The sequence below is a fragment of the Stenotrophomonas sp. Sm2128 genome, assembly GCF_030985535.1.
Classification (GTDB): domain Bacteria; phylum Pseudomonadota; class Gammaproteobacteria; order Xanthomonadales; family Xanthomonadaceae; genus Stenotrophomonas; species Stenotrophomonas maltophilia.
Map to the genome: position 1 here is coordinate 1 of NZ_JAPTFQ010000110.1, position 11,580 is coordinate 11,580.

Sequence of the window (11,580 nt, forward strand, 5' to 3'; positions counted from 1 at the left end):
GGTTTACGGCGTCCCCCGCAACCGGACCCACCCCGCCATCCCACGGATAGCCAGCTTTTGATGTTGATCTTGCCGGCCAGCGGCCGGCACTACCACGGGTGCCGGGCGGCAGCCCGGCAGCCCGGCCCAAGCCCCCCACCCACGCAGGTAGAATGCGCACATGGCTCTCTCCCTGCTCAAGTCCCTCAAGCCGGTCGCTGGCCGCGCCCTGCAGATCGCCCTGAACCGCGCGCTGGCGCTGGATCCGGATACCCGCCATGCATTGGCCAGCCTCGACGGCCGGCATATCGACCTGACCCTGGAAGCGCCGTCGCTGGCGATGCGCATCAGCGTCGACGGCGACCAGCTGCGGGTCGGCCCGGTGGATGCACAGGAAGCCGACCTGGCCGTGCGCAGCAGCCTGGCCGGTGTGCTCGCTCAACTGCCGCTGCTGGCCAACGCGCGGCGCGGCGACAACAACGGCAAGGGCCGTGTGCGCGTGGCCGGCGATGCCGAGCTGGCGCGCCGCCTGCAGCAGCTGGCCAAGGGCTTCGATCCGGACTGGCAGCAGCCTTTCGTCAGCGTATTCGGCGAAGTACTGGGCGTGCAGGTCGCCAACACCCTGCGCAGCGCCCTGCAGCACGCGCGCCAGGGGGCGATCGATCTGGCCCACAGCGCCGCTGAGTTCATCACCGAGGAGTCGCGCGATGTGGTGCCGCGCGCCGAGCTGGATGCCTTCCACGACGACGTGGATGTGCTGCGCGATGACGTGGAGCGCCTTGGTGCACGCGTGCAGCGCCTGCGGGGTGCCGCATGAAGGCCGTGCTGCGGGCCAGCCGCATTGGCCGGGTGATCCTGCGTTACCGCCTCGACGACCTGCTGCAGGGCACGCCGGCCGAGCGCTGGCTGCGCCTGGCCAAGCCGTTCGTGCCGCGCGCCTCGGCCAGCATCGCCTCGCAGTCGCGCGGTGCGCGCCTGCGCCTGGCGCTGCAGGACCTCGGCCCGATCTTCGTCAAGTTCGGCCAGATCCTGTCCACCCGCCGCGACCTGGTGCCGCCGGACGTGGCCAACGAACTGACCCTGCTGCAGGACCGGGTCAAGCCGTTCGATGGCGAGACCGCGCGCCGCATCGTCGAGGACGCGCTCGGCCTGCCGGTCAGCGAGGCCTTCGCCAGCTTCGACACCGAACCGCTGGCCTCGGCCTCGATCGCGCAGGTGCACGCGGCCACGCTGGCTGATGGTCGCCAGGTGGTGGTCAAGGTACTTCGACCGGGCATCGAGAAGCAGATCGACGCGGATATTGCCCTGCTCAATTCGCTGGCCGCGCTGGTCGAGCGCACCCACCCGCGCGCCGACAAGATCCGGCCGCGCGAAGTGGTGGCCGAGGTCGAGAACACCCTGGCCGCCGAGCTGGACCTGCAGCGCGAAGGCGCCAATGCCAGCGTGCTGCGCCGCTTCTGGGAAAACTCCGACGACCTGTACGTGCCGGAAGTGATCTGGAGCCACACCGCCGAGCGCGCGGTGACCCTGGAGCGCGTTTGGGGCATTCCGTCCGATGACATCGCTGCACTGGACAAGGCCGGCATCGACCGCAAGGCGCTGGCCGCCAAGGGCGTGCGGGTGTTCTATACCCAGGTGTTCCGCGACAACTTCTTCCATGCCGACGCGCACGCCGGCAACATCTGGGTCGACACCGATCCGGCGCGCCGTGCCAATCCGCGCTTCATCGCGCTGGACTTCGGCATCATGGGCCAGCTCTCGCAGGAAGATCAGTACTACCTGGCCGAGAACTTCATGGCCATCTTCAACCGCGATTACCGCCGCATCGCCGAACTGCACGTGCAGGCACGCTGGATGCCCGACCACGTACGCATCGACGATCTGGAAGCGGCCGTGCGTTCAGTGTGCGAGCCGTACTTCACCCGTCCGCTGTCGCAGATCTCGCTGGCCGAAGTGCTGATGAAGCTGTTCCGGGTGGCGCAGCGCTACCAGCTGACGCTGCAGCCGCAGCTGATCCTGCTGCAGAAGACCCTGCTGAACATCGAGGGCGTCGGCCGCCAGCTGGACCCGCAGATCGACATCTGGGCGGTGGCCAAGCCGGTGCTGGCGAAGATCCTGCGCGAGCGCTACAGCCCGCGCCGGGTGGTGCGCGAGCTGGGCAAGCGCCTGCCGGAAATCATGACCCATGCGCCGGACATGCCGCGGCTGGTGCACGCCTGGCTGACCCAGCAGGTGGAAGGCCGCCACGAACTGGCGATGCGTTCGCGCGATCTGGTCGCGCTCGACGCCAGCCTGCAGCGCCTGCAGAAGCGCGCCGTGGGCGCGATCACCGGCGTTGGCCTGCTGGCCATCGCTGCACTGATGTATGTGCTGCAGCCGCCGGGCTGGTACTGGGGCGACGTGCCGGCGTGGAGCTGGCTGTCCGGTGCGGTCGGCGTGGTGGCGCTGGCGCGCGCGTGGTGGCGCTGACCCCGGCAGATTGAAGATCGGCGGCACGGTACGCCGCCGATCAATTACAGGCTCACCAGTGGTAGCCCAGGCCCAGGTGCGACTGCACACTCTGGAAGCTGTCCAGGCGCGTCCTGTGCCAGGTCTTGCCGATACCCACGTCCAGCACCAGATGCTCACCCAATGGCTGGCTGCGGCGCAGGAAGGCACGCCGTGCATCGTGCTCGCGCAGCAGCAGCGGATCGGACTCGGCGGTATAGCCGGACGTGCCGCTGCCCAGCCACAGCTGGGTCGAACCACGGCCTTGCCCATCCTTCAGCCGCAGCGAAAGTGTGGTGCCATGCCCATCCGGTCCATTGGACTGGCGGTGCCGCTCGTGGCGCAGTGAGGCAGTCACGCGCGGGAAGTAATGCGAGGCACCCACCGACCAGCCGCTCACATGGGCGCCGGCATGGTACTGGGCGTATTTGCCGCCCACGCTCAGTACGGTCTGCGGTGTCACGTTCCACTGGATGTCCTGGTTGACCTGGCGGTTGACGAACACCGGATCATCGTTGGATGCCGTGACAGCGGTGCGGGTGGACAGGCGCGGGCTCCAGCGATGGTGCAGCGAGCCCTGCATGCGGTTGCCGCTGAATCGCCTGCTGCCGTAGTCACGCTCGCCATGGGCCAACCCCAGGTGCCAGCGGCTGCCGCCACTGCGTCCGGCCACGTCCACGGTCTGTACGTCGCGCTTGCCGAAGCCATCGCTGTAGTCGGCATGGTCCAGCTGCACCGTGACACGGTCGACGCCGGCGTGGGCGCTGCAGACAGCCAGCAGCAGGGCGCATGGCAGTGCGCCACGGATGATCAATCGCATGGGGTTACTCCAGGGGTTGGGAATGCAATGACTGCAGCAGCCGGTAGCGGCCGGGCGGCAGGTTTCGTTCCACGGTGATGCGCGGCCCGAACTGGCTTCCCGGCGCGACGATGCGGCCGGGCAGGATGATCACGCCGACGCCCAGCGCGGCACCTTCGCCGATCCAGGCGCCGAGCTTGTCGCGCTGGCTGTCGATGACGGTGTCGCCGATGTGGACGGTGACCGTTGCCCCATCCAGGCGATGGTTGCTGGTACGCACCAGGGCGCCGAGATAGACCCGGTCATCGATGCGGCTGTCGGCGATGAAGCACTGCGGGCCGATGCTGACCTGGTTGCCCAACCGTGCGTTCTTCAGTTCGCTGGCAAAGCCGATACGCGTGCCGTCACCGATGCACAGCGGGCCGCGCAGCAGTGCGTTGTTGCCGATCAGGCAGTCGCGGCCGATCGACACCGGACCCTGGACATGGGCGCCGTCGCAGATGCGACTGCCGGCACCGATCCGTACGGCGCCCTGCAGGGTGGCCCGTGGCGAGACCTCCGCGTCGGGATCAGTGTGGGGCGCAAGTGTCGACAGTGCCTCGGCCATCGCGGCGAGGTCATTCCACCACATGCGGGTACCTCGTCGGCTTGTCGCGTACGGGTTCGCGGCCGGTGAACAGCCCCGCCAGGCCATGAAACAGCCAGATCGCATAGGCGAGCAGTACATACAGCATCGAGAAGGCCGCCGCCGGCACCAGCCACGCGCGTCGGTGGTGGATGGCACTGATCACTGCCAGCAGCATGACGATGCCGGTCCAGAACAGCGGCATCACCGACAGGGCAAGGCCACCCGGTCCGTGCAGCCGGGCCGCGCCGAACCATACCTGCAGCGACAGCATGATGCCGGCCAGGGCGAGCAGCATCATCGGCAGGATGCTGAAAATGCCGAAGCGGGTCAGCAGCAGGCGGCGATGCAGGCGCATGCATACCGCATAGCCGACGATCCAGCGTCGCCAGCGCCGCCATTCCTCCACCAGCGTGTTGCATTCCTGCGGGTAGACCACGCAGCGGATGCTCTGGCGAACCCGATAGCCCTGCGCAACCAGCGACCAGGACATGTCGAGGTCCTCCACGCGGGTGCGATCGGAAAATCCGACCTTGCGCAGCACCGAGGTACGGAACAGGCCACATGAGCCGGAAACGATGAACGGTGCGCCGCCCAGCCATTGCTGGAAGCTGCGCTTGATCACGATCATCGGCAGTTTCAGGCTGGCGCGCACATGGGGGAGGAAGCCGGCGCCCTGCAGGCTGGACGAGGGGACCCCGCCAACCGCATCGGCGCCGCGCTCGATCTCGGCCAGCAGATAACCCAGGCCATGGCTGCGCGGATCGATATGGGTATCTGCATCGGTCAGGAACACCTGCTCGGCGGTTGCGTGCTGCAGCCCGTGCATCAGCGCACCGCCCTTGCCGGTGTTGGCCTGGTGCACGGCCACCAGGCGCCCGGGCCAGCGCGCCTGCAGCGCATCAAGCACCTGAGCCGTGTTGTCGGTGGAACCATCGTTGACACAGATCACCCGCGCCACGTACGGGTTTTCCAGCAGGCTGGCCAGCGAGCGCTCCAGGCAGGGGGCTTCGTTGTAGGCCGGCACGATCGCGTCGATGCTGTACAGGCGGGTGCTGGGCCGGCGCGAGGCCTGCACGCAGATTCGTACCAGGATGAAAGCGCACATGGCCAGGAACAACAGCGTCTTCATCAAAGCACCAGACGGTAGGGCAGGAAGCCCTCGCTGGGACCGATGCCGATCTGCTGGCCACGGAACTGCGCATGGCAGCGGAGGTGGCTTTCCTGCATGTAGTGGCGATCGCCCTGGCTGGCATGCTCGCGCAGCGCGTGGATCTTCAGCTCCAGCTGCGCGCTGATGTCCTCGAACACCTGCGGCGCGAACTGCGGCAGGGTGCTGGGGCTCTCATAACAGAGGATCTGCGGAATGTGGCGACAGGCGATGATCGACGCTTCGTGAACGGTGCGATGGTCCTGGTGATGATCCTCACCACACATCGTGTAGATGCGGCCTGGTTCGATCAGCGTGCAGACCTGTTCGATCGACGCAATGATGTCGTTGCGGCAGGCAGGGAATCGCGTGTCCGGGAAATCCTGCTGGATCACCTCGGCCACCCCGAGCCGGCGCAGGGCGCGATGCGATTCATCGCTGCGATCGATGCCGGCGTGGCAGCCCCGGCCGCCACGGCTGAGTACCAGTGCATGGATGCGTGAGCCGGCGCGGGCGAGCTTTGCCAGGCTGCCACCGCAACCGAGTTCGATGTCATCTGGATGGGCACCGATTGCCAGAATGTTCAATGTCATGGCCGTGTCCTAGCGGAAGCCGGGTGCGCGGCGGCCAGGCATGCTGTCCCCGCGCGAAGGAGGCGGGAACTATCTCAGCGTGAAAATGCAGCGGCTCTAGGATTCATACGAAATTCCGGGATTCGGGTAAGAATGGACGCTGCGTCATGGCGAGCTCAGCGGAAAATGGCCCTGGAACTGTCGGAACTGAAGAACGAACTGGCCCACTTCGGTGCCGAAAACGACGCCCGTGAAGTCGAACGCGGCCGCCGCATGCTCAACATCACGCCAGATACGGGCGAATTCCTCGCGGTGCTGGTGCGCTTCGGCACTGCGCGCCGCGTACTGGAGATCGGCACCTCCAACGGCTATTCCACGCTATGGCTGGCCGAGGCCGCCGCCGCCATCAACGGCCACGTGACCACGCTGGAATACGCCGAGGACAAGGCGGCGATGGCGCGTGACACCTTCGCGCGCAGTGGCCTGGCCGATCGCATCACGCTGGTCCACGACGATGCCGGGCCGTGGCTTGCACAGGCCGCCGATGCCAGCATTGACCTGCTGTTCCTCGATTCGGACCGCGGGCAATACGCCGGCTGGTGGCCGCAGCTGCGCCGCGTGCTGCGGCCGGGTGGCCTGCTGGTGGTGGACAACGCCACCTCGCATGCGGGAGAGATGGAACCGCTGCGGACGCTGCTGGAGTCTGACGCGAACTTCAGCACCAGCCTGGTGCCGGTAGGCAACGGCGAGCTGCTGGCCGTACGCAACGCCTGACCGCCGTGCTGCCCGCGCCTGATCCGGTAGTGCCGGCCGCGCCTGATCTGGTAGTGCCGGTCGCGCCTGATCTGGTAGTGCCGGCCGCTGGCCGGCAAGCCCAGCAGCCAGACGATCCGCAGGCAGCCGGCCACCGGCCGGCTCTACCGCATTCAGTGCCCAGCCTCGATAATTCCGCCGTGAGCACCGAACCTGACACCCTCGCCGCGGTCGAGACTGAAACCGCGCCCCTGCAGCTGCTGCACCTGGATGAGCGCCTGGCTGTGGTCAACAAGCCTGCCGGGCTGATGGTCCACGACAGCAAGCTGGCCCGTGGCGAAGACGACTTCCTGGCCGACCGCCTGCGCGAGCAGCTGGGCCGCCCGATCTTCCTCGTGCATCGCCTGGACCGGGCCACCAGTGGCTGCCTGCTGCTGGCCTTTGACCGCGAGACCGCCAGTGCGCTGGGCAAGGCGCTGATGGGTGGCGAGGTGCTGAAGGACTACCTGACCGTCTGCCGGGGCTGGCCGGCCGAACTCGCCTGGCAGGTCGATCATGATCTGGACGGCGGCCCGGGCAAACCGGTGAAAAAGGCGGCGGTCACCGACTTCCAGCGCCTGGCCACCGGCGAGTTGTCGGTGCCGGTCGGTGAATTCACCAGCTCGCGTTATGCGTTGCTGCGCTGCCAGCCACAGACCGGGCGCTTCCGGCAGATCCGCCGGCACCTCAAGCACCTGTCGCATCACATGATCGGCGACACCAGCCATGGTGATGGCCGCCACAACCGCATCTTCCGCATGCAGGGCGTGCACCGCATGCTGCTGCACGCCGAGCGCCTGCGCTTCCCGCATCCTGAGGGCGGCAACGTGGATGTCAGTGCGCCGCTGGATCGTGAGTTCCAGAAGGCGCTGGACCTGTTCGGCTGGCAGGTGGACCTATAGACGGTAGTGCCGGCCGCTGGCCGGCATCTGCCTGATCCCAACCGTACGAGGTTGCCGGCCAGCGGCCGGCACGACCTCACTTCTTTTCCGGCTCGTTGACGATCGCTTCCAGGTCCTTCTGCAGGTCCGCGAACAGCGGCTGCATGCGCGCCTGGATCGCCACCATCACGTTCTGCATCAGGGCCGGGGTCTTGTCCAGCAGGCTCTGGCCGGCCGCGCTCTCGTAGAACTCGGCCATCGCCAGCACGTCTTCCTTGCTGAAAGTCTTCTTGTACAGGTCCACGTACATCGGCCGCAGCTGCTGCCAGGACAGTGCCTGCCGCAGGGTCTGGCTGGTCCGTGCCTGGATCCGCTTCAGCTGCTCCTGCTGCTGAGCATTGAGCTGGCGCTGTGCGGCCACCTGCTGGAACTGCTGCTGCTGCATCGCCTCGATCTGCGGCAGCATGGTGTCGATCATGCTCTGCGCACGTGACGCGGACAGCAGACGGTTGATGTCGCCATCGGTCGGCGGCGCGGCCAGGGCGGGGACACTGGCCACGGCCACCGCCAGCAGCAGGGCGGCGCGGCGCAGCAGGGAGGGCAGGGCGGGTGCGGAGCGGGTCATGCGAAGCTTCCTGCGGTACATGGGACGGCCAGCATACCCGCAGCCAAGGCGAAGGCGGCGTGTTCGTTACCTGATCGGCGGCATACGGCGCGCGATGCGCACTCCGACGCGTGGCTGCCGCTACAATGCGCGGATGGGCAGTGGACCGGTCACCATCAACGCGCAGCTTGAAATCCCCGACGGCGAGATCGTCGAGCGGTTCGTGCGTGCCAGCGGTGCCGGTGGCCAGAACGTCAACAAGGTCTCCACTGCGGTGGAACTGCGTTTCGACGTGGCCAACTCGCCCTCGTTGCCCGAACCGTTGCGCACGCGCCTGCTGGCGCGGCGTGACCGGCGCATGACCGGCGAAGGCGTGCTGGTCATCGACGCGCAACGTTTCCGTACCCAGGATCGCAATCGCGAGGATGCGCGCGAGCGGCTGGCGGCCTTCATCCAGGCCGGGCTGAGCGTGCCCAAACCACGCAAGGCCACCAAGCCGACCCTAGGGTCGAAACTGCGTCGTCTGGACGCCAAACGCGGGCGCGCGCAGATCAAGCGCGGGCGCTCATCACGTGACTGGGAGTGATTGCTTGAACAACCCGACTCCGCTGCTGCCGGCCGTGCCGCCGCAGATGCCACAGGTCAAACCCAATGCCTTCCTGCGCTGGCTGGCGCGCTGCACCCTGCGCATGGGCGGCTGGAAGGTGACCGGCACCCTGCCTGACATCCCGCGCCTGGTGTTCATCATCGCGCCGCATTCGTCCAACTGGGACGGCCTGTGGGGCATGGCGGCCAAGATCGCGCTGGGCATGAAGGTGAAGGTGCTGGGCAAGGCCTCGCTGTTCTGGTGGCCGCTGGGGCCGCTGCTGCACAAGCTGGGCGTGATCCCGCTGGACCGCAGCTCGCCGCAGGGCACGGTGGGCCAGGCGGTGGACCTGCTGCGCAACAACGAGAAGATGTGGTTCGCCATCACCCCCGAGGGCACCCGAAAGGCGGTGAAGGAGTGGAAGGCCGGCTTCCTGAAGATCGCCCGGATGGCCGACGTGCCGATCCTGGCCGCCTATTTCCATTACCCGGAAAAGACCATCGGCATCGGCCCGCTGTTCCAGCCGACCGGCGACGATGCTGCCGACATGGCCGCCATCCGCGAGTTCTACCGGCCGTGGATCGGCAAGACCCGCGGCACGGTCTGAGCCGGCCACAGGCCGTCGCATAGACGCCACGTCCGGCACATGCCGGGCGAGCGCGACAGGAGTAGGGTGGAGGGCTGGTATTCCATACCGTCTGCCCAAGGAGCGTTTTACATGTCGCGTACCGTAGTCCTGGCCGCCGCCATCAGCCTGGCGCTGGCGGCCTGTTCCGGCAAGGAGTCCACCCCCGTGTCCGATGCCCAGAAAGCCCCGGCCCAGCAGCCGGCCGAAGCCTCCACCAATCCGCTGCTGAGCGCCAGCACGCTGCCGTTCCAGGCGCCGCAGTTCGACAAGATCAAGGACAGCGACTACCTGCCGGCCTTCGAAGAAGGCATGCGCCAGCACCTGGCCGACGTTCGCAAGATCGCCGACAGCAGCGAGCCGGCCACCTTCGACAACACCATCGTGGCGATGGAGCGCAGCGGCGAGACCCTGACCCGCGTGTCGCGCATCTTCTTCGGCCTGGTCCAGGCCGATACCAACGATGCACGCCAGAAGATCCAGGAAGAAGTGGCGCCGAAGCTGGCCGCGCACCAGGACGAGATCAACCTCGACCCGAAGCTGTTCGCGCGCGTGAAGTCGATCTATGACCAGCGCGACACCCTTGAACTGGATCCGGTGCAGAAGCGCCTGGTCGAGCACTACTACGATGGCCTGGTGCGCGCCGGTGCACAGCTGTCCGACGCCGACAAGGCATCGCTGCGCAAGCTCAACGTGGAAGAGACCACGCTCTCCACCCAGTTCCATACTCGCCTGGTGGCTGCCACCGCGGCCGCCGCCGTGGTCGTTGACGACAAGGCCAAGCTGGCCGGCCTGGACGAGGATGCGATCAACAACGCCGCCAACGCAGCGAAGGAGCGCAAGCTGGATGGCAAGTTCCTGCTGCCGTTGCAGAACACCACCCAGCAGCCGGTGCTCGGCTCGCTGAGTGACCGCGACCAGCGTGCCGCCGTGCTGAAGGCTTCGGAAACCCGCGCCGAGCGTGGCGATGCCAACGACACCCGGCAGACCGTGCAGCGCCTGGCCCAGCTGCGTGCGCAGAAGGCCAAGCTGCTTGGCTTCGACACCTTCGCCGACTACCAGCTGGGCGACCAGATGGCCAAGACCCCGGCTGCCGCGCTGAAGCTGCTGACCGACACCGTGCCGGCCGCTACCGCCAAGGCGCGCGCCGAAGCCGGCGAGATCCAGAAGGTGATCGACGCGCAGAAGGGCGGCTTCCAGGTCGCCGCCTCGGACTGGGATTTCTACGCCGAGCAGGTGCGCAAGGCCAAGTACGATCTGGACGAGTCGCAGATCAAGCCGTACTTCGAACTGGACAACGTGCTGCAGAACGGCGTCTTCTACGCCGCCACCCAGCTGTACGGCATCACCTTCAAGCCGCGTACCGACATTCCGACCTACAACCCGGACATGAAGGTGTACGAAGTGTTCGACAAGGACGGCACCTCGCTGGCCCTGTTCTACACCGACTACTTCAAGCGTGACAGCAAGTCCGGCGGCGCCTGGATGGACGTGTTCGTCGAGCAGGACGGCCTGACCGGCGCCAAGCCGGTGGTCTACAACGTCTGCAACTTCACCAAGCCGGCCGCCGGCCAGCCTGCGCTGATCAGCTTCGACGACGTCACCACCATGTTCCATGAATTCGGCCATGCACTGCATGGCATGTTCTCGAACGTGAAGTATCCGTCGATTGCCGGCACCGCCACCTCGCGCGACTTCGTCGAGTTCCCGTCGCAGTTCAACGAGCACTGGGCGCTGGACCCGAAGGTGTTTGCCAACTACGCCAAGCACTACAAGACCGGCGAGGCGATGCCGCAGGAGCTGGTCGACAAGATCCTCAAGGCACGCAGCTTCAACCAGGGCTATGCGACCACCGAGTACCTGTCGGCCGCACTGCTCGACCTGGCCTGGCACACGCAGAAGGCCGACGCGCCGCTGCAGGACGTCGGCGCCTTTGAAGCGAGCGCGCTGAAGAAGTTCAAGGTCGACCTGCCGCAGGTGCCGCCGCGTTACCGCACCACCTACTTCGACCACATCTGGGGTGGCGGTTACTCGGCCGGCTATTACGCCTACTTCTGGGCGGAAGTGCTGGACCATGACGCCTATCAGTGGTTCACCGAACACGGTGGCCTGACCGCCGCCAATGGCCAGGAATTCCGCGACAAGATCCTCTCGCGCGGCAACAGCGTGGAGCTGTCGACCCTGTACCGCGATTTCCGCGGCAAGGACCCGTCGGTGGAACCGCTGCTGAAGTTCCGCGGGCTGAAATAAGCGCGACCTGGAGTACGAAAGAAATAACGGCGGGGGAAACCCCGCCGTTTTTCGTTGAATCGATACCATCGATAGATTCCGCAGTTTGCTGCTCATCCACGCATGGCGTGGATCCATGTATCGACCAAGGTCGACACCCACCAAAAGCAGGCCATGCTGTTCCGACAGTTCGCGGAGATCTGTCGAAGGCGGGGGGGGCCGGGGGGGGGGGGGGGGGGGGGGGGGGGGGG

At 66.8% G+C, this 11,580-nt stretch carries 12 protein-coding genes; 7 read left to right on the forward strand and 5 right to left on the reverse strand.

Features of this window, described 5'->3' with window-relative positions; all coding sequences use genetic code 11:
* The first annotated feature begins 160 nt into the window (after positions 1-160).
* Positions 161-796 (forward strand): SCP2 sterol-binding domain-containing protein, encoded by a 636-nt coding sequence (locus O0K41_RS20925; protein WP_005411902.1) that lies wholly within the window; start codon positions 161-163, stop codon positions 794-796.
* Positions 793-2,448 carry a ubiquinone biosynthesis regulatory protein kinase UbiB gene (gene ubiB / locus O0K41_RS20930; RefSeq protein WP_164223329.1) on the forward strand — a complete coding sequence of 552 codons (1,656 nt, stop codon included), beginning with the start codon at positions 793-795 and terminating at the stop codon, positions 2,446-2,448. Before O0K41_RS20925 ends, ubiB begins: the two co-directional genes overlap by 4 nt.
* Before the next feature lie 52 nt (positions 2,449-2,500).
* Here ubiB and O0K41_RS20935 read toward each other — a convergent pair whose 3' ends face one another.
* Genes O0K41_RS20935 through O0K41_RS20950 form a run of 4 tightly spaced genes read right to left on the reverse strand, consistent with a single transcriptional unit; the run spans position 2,501 to position 5,633 of the window.
* Entirely contained in the window at positions 2,501-3,286 is a 786-nt protein-coding gene (locus O0K41_RS20935) for a YaiO family outer membrane beta-barrel protein (protein WP_060380409.1), read from the reverse strand.
* 4 nt (positions 3,287-3,290) lie between these two features.
* Positions 3,291-3,896 carry an acetyltransferase gene (locus O0K41_RS20940; RefSeq protein ID WP_088435789.1) on the reverse strand — a complete coding sequence of 202 codons (606 nt, stop codon included), beginning with the start codon at positions 3,894-3,896 and terminating at the stop codon, positions 3,291-3,293.
* On the reverse strand, positions 3,883-5,022 hold the full coding sequence (locus O0K41_RS20945) for a glycosyltransferase family 2 protein (protein ID WP_005411906.1): 1,140 nt from the start codon (positions 5,020-5,022) through the stop codon (positions 3,883-3,885). Before O0K41_RS20945 ends, O0K41_RS20940 begins: the two co-directional genes overlap by 14 nt.
* Positions 5,022-5,633, reverse strand: coding sequence for a PIG-L deacetylase family protein (locus O0K41_RS20950; protein WP_043035697.1), 612 nt, complete (start codon positions 5,631-5,633; stop codon positions 5,022-5,024). The genes O0K41_RS20945 and O0K41_RS20950 overlap by 1 nt, the downstream gene beginning before the upstream one ends.
* A 165-nt stretch (positions 5,634-5,798) precedes the next feature.
* Between O0K41_RS20950 and O0K41_RS20955 the strand changes: the two genes are divergently transcribed.
* On the forward strand, positions 5,799-6,386 hold the full coding sequence (locus O0K41_RS20955) for an O-methyltransferase (protein ID WP_049449329.1): 588 nt from the start codon (positions 5,799-5,801) through the stop codon (positions 6,384-6,386).
* Between the two features lie 179 nt (positions 6,387-6,565).
* Positions 6,566-7,306 carry a pseudouridine synthase gene (locus O0K41_RS20960; RefSeq protein ID WP_164223332.1) on the forward strand — a complete coding sequence of 247 codons (741 nt, stop codon included), beginning with the start codon at positions 6,566-6,568 and terminating at the stop codon, positions 7,304-7,306.
* A 76-nt stretch (positions 7,307-7,382) separates the two neighbouring features.
* Here O0K41_RS20960 and O0K41_RS20965 read toward each other — a convergent pair whose 3' ends face one another.
* Positions 7,383-7,910 (reverse strand): DUF2059 domain-containing protein, encoded by a 528-nt coding sequence (locus O0K41_RS20965; protein WP_164255614.1) that lies wholly within the window; start codon positions 7,908-7,910, stop codon positions 7,383-7,385.
* A gap of 133 nt (positions 7,911-8,043) precedes the next feature.
* Between O0K41_RS20965 and arfB the strand changes: the two genes are divergently transcribed.
* The 3 genes from arfB to dcp all read left to right on the forward strand — a co-directional run bounded on the left by arfB (position 8,044) and on the right by dcp (position 11,350).
* On the forward strand, positions 8,044-8,475 hold the full coding sequence (gene arfB, locus O0K41_RS20970) for an alternative ribosome rescue aminoacyl-tRNA hydrolase ArfB (RefSeq protein ID WP_005407644.1): 432 nt from the start codon (positions 8,044-8,046) through the stop codon (positions 8,473-8,475).
* Positions 8,476-8,479: 4 nt separating this feature from the next.
* Positions 8,480-9,082, forward strand: coding sequence for a lysophospholipid acyltransferase family protein (locus tag O0K41_RS20975; RefSeq protein ID WP_005407645.1), 603 nt, complete (start codon positions 8,480-8,482; stop codon positions 9,080-9,082).
* A 111-nt stretch (positions 9,083-9,193) separates the two neighbouring features.
* Positions 9,194-11,350: a peptidyl-dipeptidase Dcp gene (gene dcp / locus O0K41_RS20980; protein WP_012478784.1), complete on the forward strand. Its 2,157-nt coding sequence runs from the start codon at positions 9,194-9,196 to the stop codon at positions 11,348-11,350.
* Positions 11,351-11,580 lie beyond the last annotated feature (230 nt).